The sequence below is a fragment of the Roseovarius sp. JB2-10 genome, from assembly GCF_055693585.1.
In genome coordinates this window covers 3,792,307-3,816,384 of record NZ_CM146337.1, presented here as the reverse complement: position 1 = coordinate 3,816,384, position 24,078 = coordinate 3,792,307, and the positions used below count along the sequence as shown (strand labels likewise).

Sequence of the window (24,078 nt, the reverse complement as noted above, 5' to 3'; positions counted from 1 at the left end):
ATCAGCGAATACATCTGCCGGTGACGACCTGCATGCGGTGCTGTTGCGGGCACATGAACGGCATGAAGAGCTTGCCACCGGGATGATGGATCACCCGGAAGCTCAGCCAAACAGCGATCGCGGCGAAGATCACACCACCAACGGCCTGCCCGATCAGAACGCCAGGCGCACCCCACCATGCGGCAAACAGGATGACGAAAGGCCAGGTGCCAAGGGTGTGACGCCCCCAATTGATCCAGCTGGAATATCCAGGATGCCCAAGATTGTTGAACGAGGCGTTGGACACGAAAATCGCGCCGTTGAAGAAGTTGGCCAAGGCCAATGGGCCGCAGAACCAGAAAAGCAACGTGCGCGCGTCTCCTTCGGCGCCAAACATATCCGAAATCGGAACGCGCAGGAAAAACAGCACCATCGCCGCCAGAACCACGTAAATCGCCAGAAATTTCAAACCATCGATGTAGCTTTCGCGCACACGGTCCAGTCGGGATGCGCCGAAATTCTGACCGATAATGGGGCCGATTGCGCCGGACAGGGCCAGCACCACGGCGAAAACGACAGGGGTCAAGCGGCCGATGACGGCCATCCCTGCCACGGCTTCGGTGCCGAATTTGGACATCTCCCGTGTGACAATGGCGGTGCCTAAAGGCGTTGCGACATTTGTCAGAACGGCGGGAATGGCAATGCCGATCACCGCGGCCATGTCACGCGATACGTTGCCAAGTTTAACCTTTGCGAACGCGTCATATTCCTTGATCGCGGGGTAGAGGGCAAAGCCCATCGTGGCCATGCGGGCAATGGCCGTGGCCCATGCTGCACCTTCCAGCCCAAGGCCCAGTGAGAAGATAAATATTGGGTCCAATACAGCATTCACGCCGCCGCCCAGGAGCGAAGGGTACATGGCGCGTTTCGCGTCACCATAGGCGCGCAACACGGCGACAGAGACCATCGCCAGGCCGGAAAACACCGTCGTGGGCAGGATGATGAAAAGATAGGATTTGGATTTCTCGGCGATCTCTCCGGACGCGCCGACCAGCCCCAAAAGGAAGTCCGCATTCGATAGCATCACAACCGGCACCAGAATGCCGATCAGCACCGTAAACACGGCGACACTTGTGGCATAGCCGCGCGCTTCGTCTTCGCGATTGGCGCCGATGGCTCGCGACACAAGCGCGGCCGCCGCGATGGACAGACCGATATTGATGGCGCTTGCGAAGAACATCAGCGTGCTGGCGTACCCCGCAGATGCCGCCAGTTCGTCAACGCCCAGAAGGGAGATGAAAAAGAGGTCAATCAGGTCAACGGCGAATACCGCCATCAACCCAATGCTTGCGGTCAATGACATGGTCGAGACATGTCGCATCAGATTGCCTTGGGTGAATTTTGCATCTGCTATGTGGGCCAAACACGTGCTCCTGTCCGGGTGGAACGCCGAAATTTATCAAGAAACAGTACGTAGCTGCCGTGCTGGGTTAATCCAACATGCCCAAATCCACAGACATGCGTGCATCTATGAACATAAATGTGTAAGGCTTTGTATTTTATATCTATTTCCGACATGCCTGTTTTGCCGTAGCCAGGCGAAATTCATCGGCGCTGTGGGGGATGTGCGACCGGACCTGCAGTTGATTTTGGCAAGTCTGCAAGAGGTGCCGCAATTTTCATCACTATTCGCTTGGTCGGGGGCTTGTTGCCCGCCGGTGTTGATATGTCGGCTTAAAACTGTAGTCTTTGGATATGGCATCAGAACAAATTCATTTCAGCGAGATGCAAGCATCCGTTGGCGTTCGGCAACCATATTCCCAATACGAGGCGTGGTTTTCAAAGCAAGATACCGGACGTCTGGCGCAGAAAGCTGGGCAGGCCGAAGCGTTTTTCAGGCGGACCGGGATCACCTTTAACGTCTATGGCGACACGGACGCAGAGGAGCGCCTGATCCCGTTTGATCTGGTCCCGCGCATCGTGTCGAACCGGGAATGGACAAAGATCTCGAAGGGGATTGATCAGCGTGTTCGGGCGATCAACGCCTTTCTGCACGACATCTACCACCGGCAGGAAATTCTGCGGGCAGGCATCGTCCCGGTGGAGCTGATCGCCCACAACGATGCGTTCTTACCGCAAATGATGGATTTCAGCCCGCCGGGGGACGTCTACACCCATATCGTTGGAACCGATATCGTGCGCACGAGCGAGGATGATTTTTTTGTGCTGGAAGACAATGCGCGCACCCCCTCCGGTGTCAGCTATATGCTGGAAAATCGCGAGACGATGTTGCAGATGTTTCCCGAGCTTTTCAGCAAGATCAAAGTGCAGCAGGTCAGTGATTATCCCAAGAACCTGCGTCGTTCCTTGGCGGCATCCGCACCGGCCTCGTGCGAGGGACGCGCCTGCGTGGCGGTGTTGACGCCCGGCATTCACAACTCCGCCTATTACGAGCACAGTTTTCTGGCCGATCAGATGGGGGTCGAGCTGGTGGAGGGCCATGATCTGCGGGTTGTGGATGGCCATATCGCGATGCGCACCACCCGCGGCTACAAGGTGATCGACGTGCTTTATCGCAGGGTCGATGATGAATTTCTCGATCCGCTGACCTTCAATCCAAACTCGATGCTGGGCGTACCTGGCATTATGGACGTGTATCGTGCGGGCAATATCACCATTGCCAATGCGCCCGGCACAGGTGTGGCAGATGATAAGGCGATTTACAGCTACATGCCTGATATCGTGGAGTTTTATACCGGTGAGCGGGCCATTTTGAAAAATGTGGAAACCCATCGTTGTTCCGAGCCGCAGACATTGAAATACGTGTTGGACAACCTGTGCGATCTGGTTGTGAAGGAAGTGCACGGATCGGGCGGCTATGGCATGTTGGTCGGCCCGGCTGCCAGCAAGCGCGAAGTTTCGGAATTTGCCGAAAAGCTCAAGGAAAACCCGGCTAATTACATCGCCCAACCAACGCTGTCGCTGTCCACGGTGCCGATTTTCACCAAAAAGGGCCTCGCACCTCGCCACGTCGATTTGCGGCCGTTTGCGCAGGTTTCACCAGACGGCGTGGTGATCACACCCGGCGGATTAACCCGCGTGGCCCTGAAGGCGGGCAGTCTGGTTGTAAATTCGAGCCAAGGCGGCGGCACCAAAGACACGTGGGTATTGGAAGACTGATGTTAGGAAAAACCGCAGGGGGTCTTTACTGGATGTTCCGCTCGCTTGAGCGGGCGGAAAACACGGCACGGCTGATCGAGGCTGGGTTTCGCATCGCACTGACGCGGTCTACGGATGCGGAAGCCGAGTGGAAATCCGTGATCGTCACCTCCGCCGTACAAGCCACATTCGAGGAAAAATACGACAGTTACGACAGCGCTCGGGTCACGAATTTCCTGTTGCGGGATGGGGATAACCCAAGTTCGGTCTATTCCGCGATCAAATCGGCCCGCGATAACGCCCGGCTGGTGCGCACGGCGCTCACGACCGAAGTCTGGACCGGGGTCAACGAGACGTGGATGCAGCTCTGTGATCTGCTGCGCGATCCGGTCAAGGAAACCGATCTGCCCGAGGTGCTGGCAGCGATCCGACAGCAATCTGCCCTCGTACGCGGCGCGCTGACCGGTACGATGCTGCGCAAGGATACCTATCACTTCTGTCAGATCGGTATTCACACGGAACGGGCCGACAACACGGCGCGGATCATTGATGTGAAATACCACGCGTTGTTGCCTGCCTCGTCTTTGGTGGGGGGCAGGCTGGATAACGTGCAATGGGAAACGCTGTTGCGCTCGGTATCGGCGCATCGGGCGTTTCGGTGGGCGGTGGAAGAGGATTACACGGCCCCCGCGATTGCCAGCTTTTTGATTCTTGATCAGCGCATGCCGCGGTCGCTGTCATTTTGTGTGGCGCAAATTGTTGCCAACCTGAGTGCGCTGGCGGACAGCTACGGTGAAAGATTGGCTAGCCATGATCTGGCCGATACGCTGCGGGCGCGTTTGGAAAAACGCGATATCGCATCGATTTTTGACGAGGGGCTGCATGAGTTTCTGGGCTCTGTTATTCGCGACAATGCCAATCTCGGTCTGCAGATCGAGCAGGATTACAGGTTCAACAACTAGATGCAGCTTCATGTAAATCACACCACGCAATACAACTATGATCAGCCGGTGGATTACGCGCTGCAAAAGGTACGGCTGCGTCCGCTTGATGCGCCTGTTCAGGATGTGACCGATTGGAATTTGAGCGTTGAGGGCGGCAAGATCGAAGCCAGTTACCGCGACCACTATGGCAATCACACCGATCTGGTCAGCATCGAACCCGGCGCGCAGAAATTGTCGATCACGGCGCGCGGTACCGTTGCGACGAAGGATACGGCCGGTGTGTTGGGCAAGGTGTATGGCTGCGCCCCTCTTTGGCATTTTGAGCACGCAACGCCGCTGACGGAAACGGGCGCAGGGATAAGGGCGCTTGGTGATGTCGTGCGGAAACACGAAACCACGCTTGATGGGCTGCATGCTCTTTCGGCGGCCGTTCTGAAATCAACACCCTACCAGCTTGGGGATACGGATACTGATACAACGGCCGAGCAAGCGCTCGAGATCGGGCATGGGGTCTGTCAGGATCACGCCCACATTTTCATTGCCGCCGCGCGGGACCTGGGCATTCCCGCCCGTTACGTCAGCGGCTATCTGTTGATCAACGATCAGATCGATCAGGATGCCAGCCATGCCTGGGCTGAGGCGCATATCGATGCTCTAGGATGGGTCGGTTTTGATGTCTCGAACGGGGTTGCCCCGGACGAGAAATACGTGCGTATCGCGATTGGCCGGGATGCGCGTGATGCGGCGCCGGTTTCGGGGATGCGGTTGGGTGCGTCAGATGAAGCGATGATTGTGTCTTTGCAGGTGCAGCAGTAAGCAGAGCGCAAACCGATTCAAAAGGCGAACTTCGATGACATATTGTGTTGGCATGCGCATCAACAGCGGTCTGGTGTTTATGTCTGATACCCGCACCAGCGCGGGGGTTGATAATTTTTCGGTCAGTCGGAAGATGTTCACCTGGACCGTGCCGGGTGAGCGCAAGATCACCATCATGACGGCGGGCAATCTTGCCACAACACAGTCCATGATCAGCCTGCTCGAAGAACGCTCCAAATCCGCTGAAGACCGCGACCCCAGTATTCTCAAGCAAACGACGATGTTTCAGGTCGCGCGGCTGGTCGGCACGACCTTGAAGGAAGTGATTGCCTCCAGCAGCCCGAATGGACAGACGTCAGAAGATCAGTTTCGCGCCTCGGTCATTGTTGGAGGGCAAATTGAAGGCGGCCAACCGACGATTTTCCTGATCTACCCCGAGGGTAATTTCATCGAGATCACGGATGACACGCCGTTTTTCCAGATTGGTGAGACGAAATACGGCAAGCCCATTCTGGTGCGCGCGTACGACCCGGATTTGAGTTTTGAAGATGCCCTGAAACTGTTGCTGATCTCGTTTGACTCCACGGTCAAAGCCAATCTTGGTGTTGGCCTGCCATTTGACGTTGAAATCTACGAGACGGATTCTGTTCTCATCAGATCGCACCAAACGTATCGAAGCGTCTGACGAGATTTTTCAAACCATCTCAACGGATTGGGGCGAGGCGCTCCGCGACGCGTTTCGCAAGCTGCCCAGCTATTCCGTCTAAGGCCGGGTATCGGCGACCGCCGCGTGCTCGCCCACTCAGGCCAGCATTTTGGTCAACACGTTTTGCAGAAGTTGCGAGACGTTGTTGGTATAATTGTTCCATGGCAGGCAACCACAAAAGGTAATGGACCCGGTTGCAAACACAGCGCCACCGCCGGGATAGTCCGCCCAGATCATATCGGCGTGCAGGGTATCGCGGACCGGCCCACCGGATAAATTGGTCAGATGTGTCAGCTGTTCTTCGGGGACGAGTACAAATCCTGCGTCGCGGGTCGCTGAGCGCGCCAGCAACACCGTGTTTTCGGGTGATCCCAGCCGGTAGTCGATATGGTCCAACTCAAATCCGGCGGCGCCATTTCCCGAAAATCCAAAATCTCCGATGATGTCGCCTTCGATCCCTTCAAAAACCCAGTCAAACGCAGGGTCGGTGCTGATCCGTCGATAGGGATCGCCAAAGAACTCTCCCTGCGCGGCAAAACCAATCCCAACAAGGTCCTGCGGCGCCCGGCCATTGCGGCGCCACAGGCCGCCATAGGTGCCATCAAATGCGTTGTAGTATTCGCCCGGTTCGGCGGCCCATGCGCGGATACCATCTTCGGCCCGGCGGATTTCCAGCAGGCTGTCATTTTCGCGATGGATGGCGATGCGCCAGTAAAACCCATTGCCACCAAGATAGAGCAGGTTGCCGCCCGTATCGCGATAGCTTTGCAGCGCATCCAGTGTCTGGGCGGTGTGATATTCCGGATGGGTGGTCGTGGTCACGGCCTTGTATCCGGCCAAAGATGCACCCCCGTTTTCATGCAGATCATGATCCGTGATCACGTCATATGCGATCCCTTTGGCATGAAGCCAACTGAGCAAATGCGTGTCCGCCTGAAAATGCCGTAATCCGGAACAGTCGGTATCGCCGAATGTCATGTAACCGGGGCGGAGGTTGAACAAGGGCCTGCGATAGGATGCGTGGCAAATCCCGGATCCATCCGCGTGGTTGTTATAGGTCGACAAACCATAGTGCGGGTATTCGGCAGGGTTGTGCGGATAGGCATCACAGGCGGCAAATTTCTCCTTCCAGACGGGCTCAAAATCCGGGCGCGCATGGTTGCCATAGACCGTGTAGGTGAATGTTGGGATCAGCACACACAGGTCCGCCGTGCGGTGCCCGCGGGGTGGGCACACAAAGAAAGGGATCGCGTCGCGCTGACCATCGCACTCCAGCCGCATGACATACGCGCCTGAGGGAATGTCATCCGGTAGGGTGAATGTGAAATCGGTCTCCCACTCGAAATCGTAGATGTCGTCTTGGTGAAAATGGATCGCTGCATACTGCGAAGGATTGTGCGTCCAGTTCATTTCGGTGGCGTCCCAGTGGGCGCCGGTCACTGCGCGTGCAGGAAAGTTGATCAGATCCAAATCCGGGCCCGCCGTGGCATGCACTGTCGTGGTCGAAATGCCTTTGCTGAAATCCCATGCGCAAAGGGGGTGACCATCCACCGAAATGGCGGGCGCTTCGATCTTGCCGTTGAAATGCTGGGTTGCTGTGCCGTCCTGCATTTTGGCGGCAATCACGGGTTTGCCTGTCTGATGGTCCACATCGCCGACCGTGAGTTTGGTCTGTACCGATGAGGGCGAATGGCGGCCCAATGTGGTCTGCGTGAGGGTGACCAACCCGGCATCGACCGTCACCGCGATTTGGTGCCATTTTCGCAGTTTGAGCGGTTGTTCCGTGGTCGCGGCCTGCCCATCAACCCAAAGGCACAGCGTGCCTTCTGGGGTCAGTCCGAGATCAAACGCACCGATGCTCAAGACCGTCTGATACCGTTCAGACCGCAGGGTCGGGAAAACCAATGCCGACATTTCGATGCGAGCATTGGCGGGCAGTGTCACCTCGGCGCGGGCAATGCCGTAGGAGCCGGGAAAGAAAGGCCGCTCGACCGACGTCACCTCCAGAGGGGCAAAAAACTCGGCGGCGTCTTCTTCGATAATGCCCGGACCGTTCGGGTTTGGATCAGCGCTGATGGAGCGCATGAGGCGGGCCGAAAAGGGGTGTGATGAGGTCGAAGAGACTTTGAATGCAAGCTCGTCACCGGGCCGGACTGACAAGCGGTCAGCGTATCCCAGAAGGGGCGGGTTTTTTGGTGTGTCGAGCATCGTTTCCGTTCATACCCGTGATCAGACAGAAACGTTACCCAAGACCAAAAGAGGCTCGACCGCAAGGCTAACGGAGGAGGTGACACATGCGGTGACGGGCGGCACAGACCGCCCGACACGTTTCGACCTTCGAACGCGATTATGCAATCAGGTCTGCGGCAGCCGCGATCAGATCGACATTGCCGTTCAGCACATCGTTGCGCGTCATACGGTGCAAATGATCGGGCACAACGCCCAGATCTTCGAGCGGCACGCCCGCATTTTCGCGCACCCGTGTGGTGCGACGAATGGCAAAGCGCATATCCGCCCCGCCCGGCAATGCGGAGATCGGATTTGACGTCACAGAGAGCGCATCCCTGAGCAAGCCATGGGTGAATACGTTGGCACCACCCGCACCGGTGTTGCCATCGACACCCAGAATGGGGCCAATTTCATGATCCTGATACCCGGCGGCGAAAATATCCGTTGTGGAATAGCAACGCGCATCGGTGATCACCACGGTTTTGCCCGGGTAGACGCGACCAATGGCGTTTGTGTTGGCGGCGGGTTCGATCGGAAACCCCTGCGAATAGACCGCAGCTGTCACAACGGAAAGTTCGATGGATCGCGCCCATTGTGTTGCAAATCCACCAAGCGCAGATTCAGCGATCCTGAGCGTGATGTCGTTGTTGATGAACTGCAACCGCTCGGCTTCGATGGTGTCATCGGTAAAGAGTTGCAGCATCCGTTCGCCGTTCAGAATGATGCCGCCGCCATTGCCGCGCACATCGATGATCAGACCGTTTTGCGGCAGCATTGCCAGAATCCGCCGTACCTCGTCGATGAATTGTGTGGGGCCGGGTTGGCTGAAAGTCCGGATCCGCAAATACCCGAATTCCGTTCCATTGCGCTGGACCGTGCGAAACTCGAACGTGTCGGGAAAGAAACTGGTTTCCGCGACGATCGTCTCCAGACTTTCCTCGCCCATGGTCCCGCCACGGTAGATTTCCTGCACCTTGTCGCGCCGATGCTTGGTGTTTTCAAAGAACAATTCCAGCCGCGCGCGGTTGGTCAGTTCCATGTTCAAGTCCAGACCCATGGCCAAGGCCAATTCCAGATCCATCTCTTCCCCGGTGGCCAGTCCTGTCCCCGTAGCGCCGCCATCGCCCGTGTCATCCGGGCTGAATACCTGCCACGGCAAACGCAGTTCATGGGCCTGGTTATCAAGGCCCACATAGCCGACCATGACCCAATCTGCATCGGGTGGCAGGGACATCGCCATCGGGCGCACGGTCATGCCGTCCAGTCCGCGAACATGGCGCGCTGGCGGGTTTGATCCCGCTTCGCGATCTGCATTTTCCGCCACGGCGCGCTCGACCGGGACACCTGACCAGTGCGTCACCTCGACACCTGGCACAAATGTCGGATGGGTGAAGCCCACAAGCATCCGGGAAACAGTGAAGTGCCGCGTGCCGGTGTCGTCGTAGAATTCCTCCATCAGGAACGGCAGAAAGGCGGTATGTGCCCTGTAGGGTGCGGGCAGAACGTAGTTCGTGTGCAGATCACGAACGCTTTTGAAAATCGAAATCATCTCGTCGTGGAACTGGCGCTCGTCCAGCGTCCCCACCCGGCGGCGCAAGAGCTTGAGACGCTGCACCGGATCCACCGCATGCATCGCCTGTTTCAGCGGCAGATGGACGTAAATTTCCTCCATCAAAAACTGCGCCTGTTCGACAATTTCGCGGCGCTGCGCTTCGGTCAGAACGCCGGTGGTCGTCAGGAAATCCGACAGCGACACAATGCCCGCGGTTTGGGAAACGGTGTCTGGCGTTTCGGCCGCACCTTCAATATCACTAAGCTTCATACTGAAATTCCATCTATCTAATGACTAAACAAAAAAGGAGTCCGGCTAAAAATGCCTCGGACAACCCAGAGTGTATCATTTCCGGTGGGAATCGACAAACTAAGGTGTGCCGTGTCCAGTCACGTTAGGGCTAAACAAAGCTTCGGTTTTGCCATTCTAAATACGTGCACTAGGCCCGTATAGCCCGCCGTATCTGTGCGGCAGGTCTTGCGGGTTTGCCGCTTTACCGCGCGGTTTTTGTTGCGGGTCGCATGTTCCATCGATCATGGCTAAGCTGATGGTTCAATCCAATGCAGAGATACAGATGATCTTCAATTTTGGCTCAATCAATCTGGACCTGGTGTACCGCATGCCGCACCTGCCTGCGGCCGGAGAAACCCTTGCCAGCACGTCGTTCGAAAAATTTCTGGGCGGCAAGGGGATCAACCAATCCATCGCGGTTGCGCAATCCGGCGGCGCGGTGCGGCATATCGGATGTCTTGGCCCGGACGGCGATTGGTTGCGCGACGAGATTTCCGGGTTTGGCCTTTCAACGGCAGATATCGCAGTGGTTGACGAGCCGACAGGACATGCGGTGATTTTCGTCGACGATGCGGCGGAAAACCAGATTGTCCTGTACGGCGGATCAAACCAGTCCTTTTCAGAGACCCAGATCGAACATGCGCTGGAAGGCGCAGAGCCCGGGGATTGGGTTTTATTGCAAAACGAGACCAACCTGGTGGGCCACATCGCCCATATGGCCCATGCGCGTGAATTGAAGGTTGCGTATTCCGCAGCACCCTTTGATGCCGACGCGGTGCAGGCGTTACTTGGCAGTCTTTCGCTTCTGGCCTTGAACGAGGGTGAAGCGGAGGCGTTGTTGCGGGCAACAGGCCGCGAGCCATGGGATCTGGGGATAGAACATGTGCTGATCACCAAGGGTGCTCAAGGGGCGCAGTTGCACTCCGGCGGGCACATCTTGCACCAGGACAGCTTTACTGTTGCGGCCATTGATACAACCGGGGCAGGGGACACGTTTTTGGGCGCGTTCATGGCGCGGTTTGAGGGCGGCGATGTCAAGCACGCGCTGGCCTTTGCAGCGGCGTCATCTGCGATACAGGTGACGCGTCAAGGTGCGGCGGCGGCGATTCCAAGCGCGGATGAGGTTGAGGCTTTTTTGCGCAACGCATAAGGGCGGGCACACCAACGTGGCGGTGTATTTTGTCCTTGAACGGCGGGACCTCAAGAGTATTCTCCGGAGGGGTCGCAGATCGCAACCGCCACGATTGTTCCCGCAGATTCGGTCGTTAGGTGACGCTGCGACGTGGGTTGATGCGGCGGCGATCAAGGTTCTAGACTTGCGAAAACCGCGAACGGCAAAACAAAGAAAAAAGGACGTCAAGCATGGCAAAGTTCGAAGTTCTGGCCGTCAGCCCCAAGGAGCCGGATGCGGCCGAACGATTTGCCAAGTCCCTGCGTGAAACCGGATTCGCCGTGATCAAGGACCACGACATCGACATGTCGGAAATCCAGGCGATGTATGACACCTGGTCCGGCTATTTCGCGCGCGATGACAAGCAGAATGATGCCACCCCGGCGGGCGATCCGGCAGGATATTTCGGGTATAAATCAGAAAATGCAAAGGGCCGCGCGCAAAAGGACCTCAAGGAATTCTTCCACGTCTATCAATCGCAACACGTCCCGGCGGAATGCGAGGATGTGACGCGCAAATTTCATGCAAGCCTGATCGGTCTGGGAGAGACATTGCTGGGCTGGCTGGATCAGGTCTCGCCTGATGAGGTGACGCAAAAGCTGTCCATGCCTTTTGCGGAAATGGTCAACGGATCGGACGATAACCTGTTGCGTGTGTTGCATTACCCGCCATTGCCCGATGACGTGGCGCCGGGCGAAGTGCGGGCTGCGGCACATGGCGATATCAACCTGATCACCCTGCTGGTTACCGGGTCCGAGCCGGGGTTGCAGGCGCAGGATGTGAACGGAACGTGGCATGATATTCCGTGCGGCACCGGGTACATCAACGTGAACGCGGGCGATATGCTGGCGCAGGCCAGCCGGAATTATTACCCGTCCACCGTGCACCGCGTGATCAATCCGCCAAAGCAGCAAAACCAATCGCGATATTCATTGCCGCTCTTTATGCATCCGCGCCCCGAGGTGCAGCTTGCGCATCAGACCGCCGGTGAATTTTTGCAGGAACGACTGAAGGAAATCGGCCAGGGTGGCTGAACGACATAGACAATAAAGGCCGGTTCGCGGCCGCATATTCAACAAGGAGTTCACCGATGAAGAAAGCACTGACAACCGTACTGGCCGCGACTTTCGCGACCGTGTCCAGCATTACGTTGGCCGCGGATTTCAAACCGGCCGTGATCTACGACATGGGCGGTAAATTCGACGGCTCCTTCAACGAGGGTGTGTATAACGGCATCAAGAAATTCACCGACGAGACCGGTGTCGAGGTGATGGAATTCGAGGTGACCAACGAAGTCCAGCGTCAGCAGGCGATGGAGAAGATGGTGCAGCGCGGTGCCACCGTGGTTCTGGGCGTGGGTTTTGCGCAGGCGGATGCGATCGACGCTGTGGCTGCGGCCAACCCGGAGGTGAATTTCTCGATTATCGACGTGAACTGGCTGGATCAACCAAACCTGCGCCAATATGCGTTCAAGGAACAGGAAGGCAGCTATCTGGTCGGGATTGCTGCGGCGATGGCCTCTGAAACTGGCACAGTGGGTTTTGTCGGCGGCATGGATATTCCTCTGATCAGCGCATTTTCTTGTGGCTATAAACAGGGCGTGAAATCCGTCAACGCGGATGCAAGCATCATCGAAAACATGACGGGCGACACACCCAAGGCCTGGAACGATCCGGGCAAGGGCGCAGAACTGACCCAAAGCCAGATCGACCGCGGCGCTGACGTTGTGTATCAGGCGGCGGGGGGCACCGGCGTGGGTGTCATTCAGGCCGCCGCAGATGCTGGCAAGCTGGCGATTGGCGTCGATTCCAACCAAAACCACATGGCGCCGGGCAACGTGCTGACCTCCATGCTGAAACGTGTCGATGTAGCAGCATATGAGACCATGAAAGATGCGATGGATGGCAACTTTGACACCGGCATCCGCAATCTTGGCATTGCCGAAGAAGGTGTCGGTTGGGCGCTTGACGAACATAACGCATCCCTGATTTCCGATGACATGAAAGCGGCCATCGAAGGGGCAGCAGACAAGATCAAGTCGGGCGAAATCGTGGTGCATGACTATCGCTCGGACAGCAGCTGCCCGGTAGACTGATCCGCACATGTCGGGGGACAAAAAAGACGGGAGCGGCGTGGCCGCTCCCTATGCGTTGGAGCTCAGGGGTGTCAGCAAATCCTTTGGTCTGATCCGCGCCAACCGTGACATCGATTTGGCCATCAAACCGGGGACGATCCATGGGATCATCGGTGAGAACGGCGCTGGCAAATCGACGCTGATGAACATCGTGTACGGCATGCATACCTGCGACGAAGGTGAGTTTTTCGTGGCTGGGGAGCGTGTCGATATGCGCTCCTCGGCGGATGCCATTGGGCACGGCATCGGTATGGTTCATCAGCATTTCATGCTTGTCCCGACCTTCACGGTTCTGGAAAACGTCATGCTGGGCACGGAAGGGGGCGTGATGCTGCGGGAGGGGCGGCAAGCCGCGCGCGAGCGGATTATCGAGCTGTCGGAGCGCTACAACCTCAGGATCGATCCGGACGCGTTGGTGAAAGATCTGAATGTGGGCCAGCAGCAGCGGGTCGAGATCATCAAGGCGCTGAAAGGGGGGCAAAAATCCTGATCCTTGACGAACCCACGGGCGTGCTGACACCGCAAGAGGCGGAGCAGCTGTTTGAAATTCTCAAGGTGCTTCGTGATCGGGGCGTTTCGGTTTTGCTGATCACCCACAAACTGGCTGAGATCATGGAGATCACCGATGCGGTTGATATCATGCGTCAGGGTCAGATCGTTGGGCACAGAGAGACGGCAAAAACATCGCCGGCGGAGTTGGCCGAGTTGATGGTAGGCCGCAAAGTGTTGTTGGAGGTCGAGCGGACAGATGCCACGCCGGGTGCGGTGCAATTTTCGGCCACCGGGCTGGGATACACCAACAGTCAGGGCGTGGTTGAGCTTGAGGAAATCAATTTTGAGGTTCGCGCCGGTGAGATTTTGGGCGTCGCGGGCGTATCTGGCAACGGTCAGACACAGTTGATGGAGGTGCTGGCAGGTATGCGACATCTCTCGACGGGGTCGATCAACATTCTGGGCACCGATGTGACCGCGGCCACCAAAACCACCCCGCGTATCATCCGCGATCTTGGGGTGCGTCATATTCCGGAGGACCGGCACCGGCACGGACTGATCCTGCACTTTGAGGCGAAGGAGAATATGATCCTTGGGCTGCAAGACAGCGATCTCGCGGGGACCGGCCTGCTGATGGATCAAACCGCCATCGAAGCCAATTGCGCCGAAAAAATGCGGGATTACGATGTGCGCCCGGATGCACCGCGCCACTTTGCCAAGAACTTTTCCGGCGGCAACCAGCAGAAGATCGTGATTGCGCGCGAATTCTCTGCAAATCCGGTCGTGTTGCTGGTTGGTCAGCCGACGCGTGGCGTGGATGTGGGGGCCATCGAGTTCATCCATAAGCAACTTCTGGCCCTGCGGGATGCGGGATGTGCGATCCTGTTGGTGAGTGTTGAGCTGGATGAAATCATGTCTCTGTCTGACCGGATCATGGTGCTCTGCGATGGCAAGAATGTGGGGATTGTGGACCGCGCGGCGGCAGACCGACAAACACTGGGCCTGATGATGGCCGGAGAGCAGCGCGAGGCAACGCCCGCATGAGCAAACCTGTTCCCCCGCTCCCGCGTTGGGCCGATCTTGTCGTGCTCCCGATCATCAACCTGATGGCGGCGCTTTTCGTATGTGGTCTGGTGGTGTTGGCCATTGGGGAAAACCCGATTGAAGCGCTTGGTGTGATGCTCAAAGGGGCGTTCGTCTATTCAGGCGGTCTGGGTTACACGCTCTACTACACGACAAATTTCGTTTTTACGGGGCTTGCGGTCGCCACGGCCTTTCACGCGATGCTGTTCAACATCGGTGGTGAAGGCCAGGCATATATGGGCGGGCTCGGTGCTGCTGTGGCCGCCTTTGCCGTGGGGGCGGCGCCCGGCATCGTCGCGTTGCCGATCGCCATAGCAGGGGCGGCTCTGGCGGGTGCCTGTTGGGGCGTTATCCCCGGATATCTACAGGCCAAACGCGGCAGTCACATCGTGATCACCACGATCATGTTCAATTTCATTGCGGCTTCGATCATGGTGTGGTTGCTCGCGGGTCCCATGCTGGAGCCTGGTCAACAATCGCCGCAATCCGAACCGCTGCCTGCCGGCAGTTACCTGCCCAAAATGCATGACATGCTCAGCGGTCTGGGGATCGATATTGCGGCCACACCGCTGAATGCATCGTTTCTGCTTGCACTCGTCGCGCTGGTGTTCTTCTGGTTCCTGATCTGGCGGACACGGCTGGGGTTTGCCATCCGCGCCGTGGGGCAAAACCCGGAGGCCGCGCATTACGCCGGAATCAACGTGGCGCGCACCATCATCATCGCCATGGCCATCGCCGGCGGGTTTGCGGGCTTGCTTGCCACCAACGAAATCCTTGGGATCAGCCACCGGGTGATCCTGAACTACACGGCGGGATATGGGTTCACGGGCATTGCCGTAGCCTTGATGGGGCGGAACCACCCGATTGGTATACTGCTGGCCTCGCTGCTCTTTGGCGCGCTCTATCAAGGCGGCGCGGAACTGGATTTCGAGTTTCAGTCCATCACGCGCGAAATGGTGTTGATGATCCAAGGCATGATCATCCTCTTTTCAGGGGCGTTGGTCTATATGTTCAACCCACCTCTGGCGCGACTGATTGCCCGCTTCTGGGCCCCGCGGGAGGTGGCGCATGGCTGATTTTCTCTACCAGCTCCTCTTGACCTTCGACGCAACGCTTCGGATCGCCACGCCGCTGATCCTGTGCGCGATGGCGGGCATCTTTGCGGAACGCTCCGGCGTGATCGACATTTCGCTAGAGGGGAAGCTGCTGACCGGCGCGTTTGTTGCGGCGGCGGTTGCGGCCCTGACTGGGTCGGCCTTTTTGGGGTTGGGATGCGCCATTCTGGCCAGTGTGATGATGTCCTTGATCCATGGGTTTGCCTGCATCACACATAAAGGCAATCAGGTGATCTCGGGCGTGGCCATCAACATTCTGGCCTCTGGTCTGACGGTTGTGATCGGCATTGCACTCTTTCGGCGGGGTGGGCAAACACCGACGCTGCCGCGGGACGCGCGGTTCAAGCCGGTTGAATGGTTTGGCACGGAAACGCTGGATGCCATCCCTGTCTTTGGCACGATCTACCGCCAGCTCATTTCAGGTCATAACCTTTTGGTTTATATCGCTTTACTGGCGGTCCCTCTGACAGCGTTCATCATTTATCGCACCCGCTTTGGCCTGCGCATGCGCGCCGTGGGTGAAGTACCCGAAGCCGTGGACAGCGCCGGCGTGTCCGTCACGTGGTTGCGGTACCGCGCGCTGATGATTGGCGGTGTGTTCTGCGGCATTGCGGGGGCCTATCTTTCGGTGGCCCAGGGCGGCAACTTCGTGCGCGAAATGTCGGCGGGCAAAGGGTATATCGCGCTGGCAGCCGTGATCTTCGGAAATTGGCGGCCCCTCACGGCCTTCATGGCCTGTCTGATGTTTGGGTTTCTGGAGGCTGCGACCTCGCGGTTACAAGGCGTTGATCTGCCGTTGATTGGTGAGGTGCCGACCCAGCTTATGCTGGCCTTGCCCTATGTGCTGACAGTCCTGCTTTTGGCGGGGTTCATCGGCACGCCCAGCCCGCCCAAAGCCATCGGCCAGCCGTACCATAAGTGAGGTTCGTGCGCGCCGAGGCCGGTCGCGTGAAGGCGAGCCAGATTTTCTCGCAAGGGAATACCGGCCTTGTGGGACATCCAGCCTGCCAGTCATGTGGCGCAGCATTCAGGAATCGAAACCAACGCCGAACCTGTCCAATGCACGCAGAAACAGCGCGCGCCGTCCGGTTCGGTCTTCTCGCGCCAGGCCCTTTTGTGCCATGTGAATGGCCAGCGAACGAAAAGGTTCAGGCGGAAAGCGCACCGGTCTTTGGCGGAGCATCTGCAAATCCGTACGCTCTGTCTGGATACCTTGCAGCAGGTCGAGCATCGTCAATGCGGCGAACCGGCTGGCGGAAACACCTTGCCCGGTAAAGCCCATTGCGTAGGCCACGCGATCAGAAAACGCTGTGCCCACAAAAAACGTCGTGCGCGCAGACGTGTCGATGATACCGCCCCATTTATAGTCGAATTTCACGTTTGAAAGCGATGGGAAGGCGGTGGCGAACTGCGCCGCAAGACGGGCAAAACTTTCTTCGCGTTGCAGCAATTCACCGTCGCGGCGACTGCCATAGTGATAGATCGCATCAAACCCTGCCCAGAGAATTCGGTTGTCTTGAGTCTTGCGCAGGTAGTGGAACTGGTTTCCGCTGTCTGCGACCCCGTGCTGGCCTGTCCAGCCGATACTTTCCAATTGCGCATCTGTCAGCGGTTCGGTCACCAGAGAATAGTCAAACACCGGGATGATCGTCTGCCGCAGTTCTGGCAACAGCGGAACGGCGGCATTGGTGGCCATGATTGCACGTTTGGCGGTGATGGTGGCCGCCGGTGTTTCCAGCCGAAGGGAACAGCCGGTTTCGTGCAGCGCAGTGACAGGTGTTTCTTCGCATATGCGGATGTCATTTCGCAAGCACGCGTCACGCAAACCGGTGACCAGTTTGCACGGGTTCACCAACGCATAATTTGGCTCGAACAACCCGGCGTCATAGACTGGGCTGTTGAATTTTTCGCGCAGCGCGCCGCCTTCAAGCAAGTGGCAGTCGATACCAAACCTCGCATAATGCGCCGCCGTGGTCTCGAGGCCCTCGCGTTGCCAGGGGGTTTCGGCAAGGCTCAGTTTGCCCGCGCGCGTGAAATCTGCGCCAATGTCAAATGCCTCAAGGTCTTGCTCCAAGGCATCCAGATTTTCGCGACCCAGGCGGATCAGGGTTTCGGCCTCAGAAGGCCAGCGCGCCAAGGCGTTGGACACGCCATGCGAAATGGACGGCGCACAAAATCCGCCATTGCGGCCCGAGGCCTCCTGACCGCAGTGACGCGCCTCGACCAGACAAATGGTGTCATCCGGGAAATGTAGTCGCGCCTGCAATGCGCTCCAAAGTCCGGTGAAACCACCGCCAATGATGGCAAGGTCGCAACTGACATCTGTGTCCAACGCGGCGCAGGTCTTGCCTTGGGGCACTGTCGTAAACCAATAGGGGGTCGTGCTAGCTCGGGCATAGGGCGTCAGGGTCGTCACGACGGCACGCGCGCCAATCGCTTCAACCTCGTGGCAATCTGGCTTCCGTCAGACAAGTTTCCGTCCACCCGCATCCAGAAACCAGTCATCGGGGTAGGGGTACCACCAATCCTGACGGACGGGTTTGTGGTCCAGTATCACCATTTTGGCGCGGCGGAACGCATCAAGGCCCTGACGGCCCAGTTCTCGGCCCATGCCGGATGCCTTCCAGCCACCGAAGGGCAACGCGTCATTGTCGATCAGGGGATTGTTGATCCAGACCATGCCCGCCTCAAGCCGTTCATGCGCCTCATGCGCTTCGTCCAGCGAGGATGTGAAGACACAGGCGCCCAGCCCGAACTTCGTGTCGTTGGCTCCGTCGATTGCCGCGTCGAAATCCGGCACGCGCAGGATGGCGGCCACCGGGCCAAAGCACTCTTCGTGCAGCAGGTCCATATCTGGTGTGCAGTCGGTCAGGATTGTGGGTTCATAAAACCAGCCGGTCTGATGTTCGGGCGGAATTCGCCCGCCGCAGACCACCGTCGCGCCCTTGGCAACGGCATCTGCAACCAGTCGCTCGACCTTGTCGCGGGCGGCTTGGCTGCTGAGCGGGCCGATCTCGGACTTTTCCAACCCATTGCCAATCCGCAGCCGGGCCGTTTCAGCCGCGAAGGCAGTAACGAACTGGTCGTGAATGCTGTCGACCACGTAGAGCCGTTCTGTCGAGGTGCAGACCTGCCCGGTCATGTGAAACGCCCCGGTGACAGCCCCGGCGCTGGCCACGTCGATATCGGCATGTGCGCTGACGATCATCGGGTCTGATCCGCCGGCTTCGATGATCGCCGGTTTCATCTTGGCGCCAGCGGCCGCGGCAACCGCCTGTCCGGCTGCAACCGATCCGGTGAAGGCCACGGCATGGGTCAGATCACTGGCAACGAGCGCCTTGCCCAGCTCCGCGCCGCCAGGCACGCACGCCACCAGATCGCCAGGAAGCCCCGCAAAGACCTGCATGAACTCCAGCGTGGAGAGCGTTGTAATCTCAGCCGGTTTGACAACACAGCCATTGCCCGCGGCCAATGAGGCCGCAACCGTCCAGCACATCAGCAAGACCGGAAAATTGAACGGTATGATATGGGCCGAGACGCCAAGTGGCTCGTATTTCGCAAACTGAAACGACCCGGCCTGCGTCGTGCCCGCGATCTTGCCCGCCTCGTCCCGCGCCATTTCCGCGTAGTAGCGAAAGATTGGCGCGCAATTCTGCAACTCTCCGATGGCTTCAGGATAGGGTTTGCCCATCTCACGGCTCATCAGGACGGCGCAGTCAGTCAGATCGGTGGTTTCGATCCGGTGCGCCAGATCGTGAAGCGACTTGGCGCGCGATTTAGCGTCCATGCGTTGCCAATCCACCTGCGCTGCGTTCACGCGGGTCAGAACGGTGGAGAGCTCATCCTCCGTGACCACGGCACGTTGGCCAACCGTGCTCAGCGTGGCCGGGTCAATGACGTCGTGAACCTGCCCTGCGCTGGCGTGATAACCGGGGCAGAGGAAATAGCGGGCGGTCAGTGCATCAGCCATGGGGCCTCCTTTGGCGCAGCGATCCGGTCAGCGGATCATGTAGACCTTCTTGACCGTTTCATGGACGGTACAGACACCCTTCCAGTCCTGCGGAAAGAAGGCCGCGGTGTTGGGCTTAACCTCGATCACGTCGCCGCTTTCATGCACATAGGTGCAGCGCCCTGCGAGGAAATGACAGAACTCGTCCCTGGTGACATGGCATTCCCACTTGCCGGGGGTGCAGACCCACAGACCGCATTCGGATTGCCCGTCCGGTCCTTTGTGCAGCAGTTTACCGCTGGTCAGGGACTGACCTTCGATCATGGTCGGGATCGGCCCCCAATCCACCACGTCTTCATGCCTGTCAGGGTCGTGGATATGCGGGGCGGAAGCAGCGAGGTTGGTCATTCTGTCAATCCCACCAACAGCTTGGCGGCCTTGGACGGGCCTTCACATCCCTGCATATGCTTGGAAATGTCTGCCAGTCTGCCCTGCATCGTGGTGTCTGTCAGGCAGGCCTCGATCTTGGCGATGATATCGTCATCGGTCCAGTCATAGCGGTCCGAGCGGAAGCCATACCCGGTTTCCTGCACCCGCATCGCGTTGTCATGCCCGTCCCAGACATAAGGCATGATGATCGCGGGTTTGCCGAAGTAGAGACATTCGGTGAAGGAGTTGTTGCCGCCATGATGGATCACCACATCGACCTGCGGGATGACCGATGGTTGCGGGTACCAGCTTTGGATCACGACATTGGGCGGGATGTCTGAATATTCGGCCTCGTAGTCGCCCACATTGACCAGCGCGCGGTAGCGGGATTTGCCGACAAGGTCGATCAGGCGCTTGAGCAGATCGGTATCGCCCGCACCAAGAGAGCCGAAGGAGATGTAAAGCAACGGTCCATCATTGTTGGCAGCAAATTCTGGCACCTCGTAGGGATCGTCCTGGCGTACGCAGCCTTCGAGGTACTGGAAGCGCTTCGGGTCCAGTGGGTTCGCGCGGGTGTAGGTCAGAGGCTCGGGGTAGAGCATCATGTTGAGATGCGGCGAGGCCTCAAAGAACTCACCGATCTGGTAGGGCGCTTCCCCGCATTCGGAGAGGAATTCGTTGAAATCGGCGTGGATGGGCGCAATCACCTCTTCGAACCGCGCGCGGAAGGCCGCGTGGCCTGTTTTGTCATTTTCGGACATGCCCGAAAGATGCGGCGGGATGGCCGGATCTTCGATTTCATTTTCCGAGCATGAGATGATCCGTACCCAAGGCACACCATATTGCTTGATCGCCGGAAAGAGGATCACGTTATCGACCGCGATGACATCCGGTTTGATCTTGTCCAGAACGCCGGGCAGATCCTTTTCCGCCCATTTGGCGCTGTCCACGATCGCCTCCCAGCATTCTTTGACGTAATTGTCGATCTGGTCGATGGGCGCCTTGCGGAAGTTGGGGATATGACCGTTGATAAAATCCTCCCAGAACTTGGCCATTTGCTCCGGCGGCATTGGTTCGGACAGGGCCACGGGATGGGCCTCGAACCCATAACCTTCGTAGATTTCGACAAAGCCCGGATCAGACAGGAACACGGCCTTGTGGCCCATCTTGGTGATGGCCTGTGCGATGCCCACAGAATTGAGTGCCGGGCCAAAAGCGGCTTCGGGGAAGAAGGCGAAAGTTTTCTGTTCCATGATATCTCCTTTTCGTAATGTCCGGCCTGTCAGGCCGGGAAAATCAGCGTGTCCTTCGCGGACCAGCTGACAGTTGTGGGGTTGCCGACGGCAGGGCGCTGTTGATCCGCGGCATCAGCTGTCATTCGGACGATCAGGGGCGTGCCCATCTGCACGGTTGTGATGTGCAAGAGCAGGTCGAGCCCGTGATACGCGATTTCCGAAATCTCTCCGGTTAGCGTGTTGTCACCAGCCGTCCCGACATGCAGCCGCTCAGGCCGGACCGCCGCAACCGCCGATCCGATGAGGGAGCCATCGGTGGATTTGGTCGCGGCGATCCGGGTGCCATCGGCGGTCACGTATTCCTTGCCGTCATGGGTGACAGGCAGGAAATTCATCACGCCGATGAAGTCCGCAGCAAAGCGGGTGTGCGGTGTCTCGTAGATTTCGTGCGGGGTTCCGACCTGCAACAGACCACCGTCTTTCATGATGGCAATGCGGTCTGCCATCACCAGCGCCTCCTCCTGATCATGGGTGACGACGATGAAGGTGATGCCAAACTCATGCTGCAAACGTTTGAGCTCCAGTTGCATCTCGCTGCGCAGTTTTTTGTCGAGCGCGCCCAGGGGTTCGTCCAGCAAAAGCACCTTGGGTCGTTTGACAAGCGCGCGGGCCAGCGCAACGCGCTGCTTTTGCCCGCCTGACAGCTGATCGGGTTTGCGTTTGGCCAGATGCGCGAGCTGGATCACGTCCAGAATATCATCGACACGGGTGGCGATTTCCGCTTTGGGCAACCGGTCCATTTCCAGCCCGTATGCGATGTTCTGGGTCACGGTCATGTGGGGGAAAAGCGCATAGGATTGGAACATCAGGTTCACGGGTCGCCGGTTAGGTGGCAAATCGGCAATCGAGGCACCCTCCAACAGCACATCGCCGCCTGAGAGTTGTTCAAACCCCGCCAAGACCCTTAAAAGCGTTGTTTTGCCGCTGCCCGACGCCCCCAGAAGGGCAAAAAACTCGTTCTCGAAAATCTCCAGCGTGACACCGGACACGGCATTGACCGAACCAAAGTTCTTGTGCACATCCTGGAGGGTCAAAAGCGGGCGGGTCATTGTCCGGGCAGCCCCCCGCGATTGAGCCGCTGTGAAAGCGTCAGCGCGATCACCGAGACCGCCATCACCACCGTGGCCAGCGCGTTGATCTCGGGTGTGACGCCAAATCGGATCATCGCGAATATCTGCATCGGCAAGGTGATCGACGACCGGCCCGCACCGGCGGTGAAGAAAGCGATGATAAATTCATCTACTGAAAGCGTGAAGGCCAGCAGGCTGCCAGCCAGGATCGCGGGCATCAACACTGGCAGCACAACGCGCCGCAGGGTCGTGAAAGTTGAGGCCCCCAGATCAGTTGAGGCTTCGACAATCGACCAGTCAAAGTTTTTGAGCCGTGCGCGCACGACGGCGCAGACAAACGCGAGGTTGAAGACCACATGGCTAACGATGATCGTGTGCAGGCCCATTGTCACACCCAGAAGCGAAAAGAAGCTGAGGAGGGCGATGGCCAGAACGATATCGGGGATGATCATGGGCGCGAATATGACGGTTTCCAGCCATTTGCCGGTGCGCCGCCGGATTTCGACACCTACCGCCAGAAGAGTGCCCAGAATGGTCGACAGAACGGTGGAAAATACCGCGACGATCACCGTGTTGCCTGCGGCTTGCAGGATATCGTCATTTTCCAGCAGCGCGGCGTACCATTTGGTTGAAAACCCGGTCCAGGCCGTGGGCAGGCCGCCTTCGTTGAACGAAAGCCCGACGAGCACCGAAATGGGGATGTAGAGAAAGGCGAAGATGACGCCGAGGATCAGCAGCATCAGCCGGAATGTGTTGCGATCAGCCATCGGCACTGCGCTTTCCGCCCGCGGCACGCTCGGCCACCGTGGCCTGAAGCATCAAGAGGCTCAGCATCACAACGATCAGAACCATCGATAGCGCCGCGCCAAAGGGCCAGTCATTGGCCGTCAGAAATTGCGCATAGACCAGATTGCCAATCATCTGGAACTGGCCACCGCCGAGCAGGGCAGGGGTCACGAAATTGCCGATAGAGAGGACAAAGACAAAGACGAAACCGGTTGCGATGCCGGGCACGGTTTGTGGCAGGGTCACGCGCCGGAAGGTCGTCCAGCCGGATGCGCCCAGATCGCGCGAGGCTTCGGCAATATCGGGGTTCAGACGCGAGAGTGGCGCGTAACAGCTGAGGATTACAAAGGGCAGGTAATTGTAGACCAGTCCAATCACCACGGCGGATTCGGTGTAGAGCATGCTTGGTAGTTCGCCCTCATACCCGATCCAGCGTGCCAGGTTCACGATCAGCCCTTCGCGGTTCAAAAGCACGATCCACGCATAGGTGCGCACCAGGTAGTTCGACCAGAAGGGCAGCACCGCAAAGAAAAGCAGCATGGGTTGGTGGCGGCGCGGCATGGCGGCGATGGCATAGGCGGCGGCATATCCCAGGACACAGGCGATCGTGGCCGCAAGACCCGCAATGCCCGCCGATTTCATGAAGATCTGGAAGTAAAGCGGGTCAAAAACCAGCGCCAGGTTTTCAAAAGTCAGCGTGTATTCGATGCCGCCGTAGATGCCTCGCCGAAAAAATGCCAGCGCCAGGATCAGCAGGCATGGCACAACCATCAGCCCAAAGAGCCACATGAGCGCCGGGGTCATCAGGAGCAGCGGTCTGCGGTCAGTTGTCATGCGTCAGGCCTGCACCGGGATTTTCGGGTTTTCTTTTGAGGGCA

20 protein-coding genes and 1 pseudogene are annotated in these 24,078 nt (G+C 58.1%); 11 read left to right on the top strand and 10 right to left on the bottom strand.

Going from position 1 to position 24,078, the window contains the following annotated elements; translation table 11 throughout:
• Position 1 precedes the first annotated feature (1 nt).
• Positions 2-1,402, bottom strand: coding sequence for an MATE family efflux transporter (locus ACZ1HJ_RS18910; protein WP_472720174.1), 1,401 nt, complete (start codon positions 1,400-1,402; stop codon positions 2-4).
• A 332-nt stretch (positions 1,403-1,734) separates the two neighbouring features.
• On the opposite strand from ACZ1HJ_RS18910, the gene ACZ1HJ_RS18905 reads away from it, so the two are divergent.
• The 4 genes and pseudogenes from ACZ1HJ_RS18905 to ACZ1HJ_RS18890 all read left to right on the top strand — a co-directional run bounded on the left by ACZ1HJ_RS18905 (position 1,735) and on the right by ACZ1HJ_RS18890 (position 5,665).
• Entirely contained in the window at positions 1,735-3,159 is a 1,425-nt protein-coding gene (locus ACZ1HJ_RS18905; protein WP_472720173.1) for a circularly permuted type 2 ATP-grasp protein, read from the top strand.
• A complete protein-coding gene (locus tag ACZ1HJ_RS18900; protein ID WP_472720172.1) occupies positions 3,159-4,100 on the top strand; it encodes an alpha-E domain-containing protein in 942 nt (313 codons plus the stop codon). The genes ACZ1HJ_RS18905 and ACZ1HJ_RS18900 overlap by 1 nt, the downstream gene beginning before the upstream one ends.
• Complete coding sequence (locus tag ACZ1HJ_RS18895) at positions 4,101-4,898, top strand: transglutaminase family protein (RefSeq protein WP_472720171.1); 798 nt, start codon at positions 4,101-4,103, stop codon at positions 4,896-4,898.
• Positions 4,899-4,932: 34 nt separating this feature from the next.
• Positions 4,933-5,665: pseudogene (locus tag ACZ1HJ_RS18890) on the top strand (proteasome-type protease).
• Positions 5,666-5,700: 35 nt separating this feature from the next.
• Here the strand turns inward: ACZ1HJ_RS18890 and ACZ1HJ_RS18885 are convergent.
• Positions 5,701-7,812, bottom strand: coding sequence for a N,N-dimethylformamidase beta subunit family domain-containing protein (locus tag ACZ1HJ_RS18885; RefSeq protein ID WP_472720170.1), 2,112 nt, complete (start codon positions 7,810-7,812; stop codon positions 5,701-5,703).
• 139 nt (positions 7,813-7,951) lie between these two features.
• Positions 7,952-9,655, bottom strand: coding sequence for a S41 family peptidase (locus tag ACZ1HJ_RS18880; RefSeq protein WP_472720169.1), 1,704 nt, complete (start codon positions 9,653-9,655; stop codon positions 7,952-7,954).
• Positions 9,656-9,920: 265 nt separating this feature from the next.
• On the opposite strand from ACZ1HJ_RS18880, the gene ACZ1HJ_RS18875 reads away from it, so the two are divergent.
• The 7 genes from ACZ1HJ_RS18875 to ACZ1HJ_RS18845 all read left to right on the top strand — a co-directional run bounded on the left by ACZ1HJ_RS18875 (position 9,921) and on the right by ACZ1HJ_RS18845 (position 16,593).
• Positions 9,921-10,826, top strand: coding sequence for a ribokinase (locus ACZ1HJ_RS18875; protein ID WP_472720168.1), 906 nt, complete (start codon positions 9,921-9,923; stop codon positions 10,824-10,826).
• A gap of 212 nt (positions 10,827-11,038) precedes the next feature.
• The gene (locus tag ACZ1HJ_RS18870; protein WP_472720167.1) at positions 11,039-11,881 is read left to right on the top strand and encodes a 2OG-Fe(II) oxygenase family protein; all 843 of its coding nucleotides are present in this window, start codon (positions 11,039-11,041) and stop codon (positions 11,879-11,881) included.
• 56 nt (positions 11,882-11,937) lie between these two features.
• Positions 11,938-12,942 (top strand): BMP family lipoprotein, encoded by a 1,005-nt coding sequence (locus ACZ1HJ_RS18865; RefSeq protein WP_472720166.1) that lies wholly within the window; start codon positions 11,938-11,940, stop codon positions 12,940-12,942.
• A 7-nt stretch (positions 12,943-12,949) separates the two neighbouring features.
• Positions 12,950-13,471: an ATP-binding cassette domain-containing protein gene (locus ACZ1HJ_RS18860; protein ID WP_472720165.1), complete on the top strand. Its 522-nt coding sequence runs from the start codon at positions 12,950-12,952 to the stop codon at positions 13,469-13,471.
• A 20-nt stretch (positions 13,472-13,491) separates the two neighbouring features.
• Positions 13,492-14,517: an ABC transporter ATP-binding protein gene (locus ACZ1HJ_RS18855; RefSeq protein ID WP_472720164.1), complete on the top strand. Its 1,026-nt coding sequence runs from the start codon at positions 13,492-13,494 to the stop codon at positions 14,515-14,517.
• Positions 14,514-15,632, top strand: a complete 1,119-nt coding sequence (locus tag ACZ1HJ_RS18850) for an ABC transporter permease (RefSeq protein ID WP_472720163.1) — start codon at positions 14,514-14,516, stop codon at positions 15,630-15,632. Before ACZ1HJ_RS18855 ends, ACZ1HJ_RS18850 begins: the two co-directional genes overlap by 4 nt.
• Positions 15,625-16,593, top strand: a complete 969-nt coding sequence (locus ACZ1HJ_RS18845) for an ABC transporter permease (RefSeq protein WP_472720162.1) — start codon at positions 15,625-15,627, stop codon at positions 16,591-16,593. The genes ACZ1HJ_RS18850 and ACZ1HJ_RS18845 overlap by 8 nt, the downstream gene beginning before the upstream one ends.
• 105 nt (positions 16,594-16,698) lie before the next feature.
• On the opposite strand, the gene ACZ1HJ_RS18840 is transcribed toward ACZ1HJ_RS18845, so the two are convergent.
• The 7 genes from ACZ1HJ_RS18840 to ACZ1HJ_RS18810 are packed head-to-tail and all read right to left on the bottom strand — an operon-like array spanning position 16,699 to position 24,034.
• Positions 16,699-18,087: an NAD(P)/FAD-dependent oxidoreductase gene (locus ACZ1HJ_RS18840; RefSeq protein ID WP_472720161.1), complete on the bottom strand. Its 1,389-nt coding sequence runs from the start codon at positions 18,085-18,087 to the stop codon at positions 16,699-16,701.
• Positions 18,088-18,135: 48 nt separating this feature from the next.
• A complete protein-coding gene (locus ACZ1HJ_RS18835) occupies positions 18,136-19,641 on the bottom strand; it encodes an aldehyde dehydrogenase family protein (protein WP_472720160.1) in 1,506 nt (501 codons plus the stop codon).
• Between the two features lie 27 nt (positions 19,642-19,668).
• Positions 19,669-20,028, bottom strand: a complete 360-nt coding sequence (locus tag ACZ1HJ_RS18830) for a cupin domain-containing protein (RefSeq protein WP_472720159.1) — start codon at positions 20,026-20,028, stop codon at positions 19,669-19,671.
• Complete coding sequence (locus tag ACZ1HJ_RS18825) at positions 20,025-21,302, bottom strand: nucleotide disphospho-sugar-binding domain-containing protein (protein WP_472720158.1); 1,278 nt, start codon at positions 21,300-21,302, stop codon at positions 20,025-20,027. Before ACZ1HJ_RS18825 ends, ACZ1HJ_RS18830 begins: the two co-directional genes overlap by 4 nt.
• A 29-nt stretch (positions 21,303-21,331) precedes the next feature.
• Positions 21,332-22,393, bottom strand: a complete 1,062-nt coding sequence (locus ACZ1HJ_RS18820) for an ABC transporter ATP-binding protein (protein WP_472720157.1) — start codon at positions 22,391-22,393, stop codon at positions 21,332-21,334.
• The gene (locus tag ACZ1HJ_RS18815) at positions 22,390-23,181 is read right to left on the bottom strand and encodes an ABC transporter permease (RefSeq protein WP_472720156.1); all 792 of its coding nucleotides are present in this window, start codon (positions 23,179-23,181) and stop codon (positions 22,390-22,392) included. The genes ACZ1HJ_RS18820 and ACZ1HJ_RS18815 overlap by 4 nt, the downstream gene beginning before the upstream one ends.
• On the bottom strand, positions 23,174-24,034 hold the full coding sequence (locus ACZ1HJ_RS18810) for an ABC transporter permease (protein ID WP_472720155.1): 861 nt from the start codon (positions 24,032-24,034) through the stop codon (positions 23,174-23,176). Before ACZ1HJ_RS18810 ends, ACZ1HJ_RS18815 begins: the two co-directional genes overlap by 8 nt.
• Positions 24,035-24,078: the final 44 nt, after the last annotated feature.

What these genes read in the sequence shown, in the direction of transcription:
- ACZ1HJ_RS18905 (WP_472720173.1), top strand. Translation starts at nt 1,735, where the DNA reads ATGGCATCAGAACAAATTCATTTCAGCGAGATGCAAGCATCCGTTGGC.
- ACZ1HJ_RS18900 (WP_472720172.1), top strand. Translation starts at nt 3,159, where the DNA reads ATGTTAGGAAAAACCGCAGGGGGTCTTTACTGGATGTTCCGCTCGCTT.
- ACZ1HJ_RS18895 (WP_472720171.1), top strand. Translation starts at nt 4,101, where the DNA reads ATGCAGCTTCATGTAAATCACACCACGCAATACAACTATGATCAGCCG.
- ACZ1HJ_RS18885 (WP_472720170.1), bottom strand. Translation starts at nt 7,812, where the DNA reads ATGCTCGACACACCAAAAAACCCGCCCCTTCTGGGATACGCTGACCGC.
- ACZ1HJ_RS18880 (WP_472720169.1), bottom strand. Translation starts at nt 9,655, where the DNA reads ATGAAGCTTAGTGATATTGAAGGTGCGGCCGAAACGCCAGACACCGTT.
- ACZ1HJ_RS18875 (WP_472720168.1), top strand. Translation starts at nt 9,921, where the DNA reads ATGGCTAAGCTGATGGTTCAATCCAATGCAGAGATACAGATGATCTTC.
- ACZ1HJ_RS18870 (WP_472720167.1), top strand. Translation starts at nt 11,039, where the DNA reads ATGGCAAAGTTCGAAGTTCTGGCCGTCAGCCCCAAGGAGCCGGATGCG.
- ACZ1HJ_RS18865 (WP_472720166.1), top strand. Translation starts at nt 11,938, where the DNA reads ATGAAGAAAGCACTGACAACCGTACTGGCCGCGACTTTCGCGACCGTG.
- ACZ1HJ_RS18860 (WP_472720165.1), top strand. Translation starts at nt 12,950, where the DNA reads ATGTCGGGGGACAAAAAAGACGGGAGCGGCGTGGCCGCTCCCTATGCG.
- ACZ1HJ_RS18850 (WP_472720163.1), top strand. Translation starts at nt 14,514, where the DNA reads ATGAGCAAACCTGTTCCCCCGCTCCCGCGTTGGGCCGATCTTGTCGTG.
- ACZ1HJ_RS18845 (WP_472720162.1), top strand. Translation starts at nt 15,625, where the DNA reads ATGGCTGATTTTCTCTACCAGCTCCTCTTGACCTTCGACGCAACGCTT.
- ACZ1HJ_RS18835 (WP_472720160.1), bottom strand. Translation starts at nt 19,641, where the DNA reads ATGGCTGATGCACTGACCGCCCGCTATTTCCTCTGCCCCGGTTATCAC.
- ACZ1HJ_RS18830 (WP_472720159.1), bottom strand. Translation starts at nt 20,028, where the DNA reads ATGACCAACCTCGCTGCTTCCGCCCCGCATATCCACGACCCTGACAGG.
- ACZ1HJ_RS18825 (WP_472720158.1), bottom strand. Translation starts at nt 21,302, where the DNA reads ATGGAACAGAAAACTTTCGCCTTCTTCCCCGAAGCCGCTTTTGGCCCG.
- ACZ1HJ_RS18820 (WP_472720157.1), bottom strand. Translation starts at nt 22,393, where the DNA reads ATGACCCGCCCGCTTTTGACCCTCCAGGATGTGCACAAGAACTTTGGT.
- ACZ1HJ_RS18815 (WP_472720156.1), bottom strand. Translation starts at nt 23,181, where the DNA reads ATGGCTGATCGCAACACATTCCGGCTGATGCTGCTGATCCTCGGCGTC.
- ACZ1HJ_RS18810 (WP_472720155.1), bottom strand. Translation starts at nt 24,034, where the DNA reads ATGACAACTGACCGCAGACCGCTGCTCCTGATGACCCCGGCGCTCATG.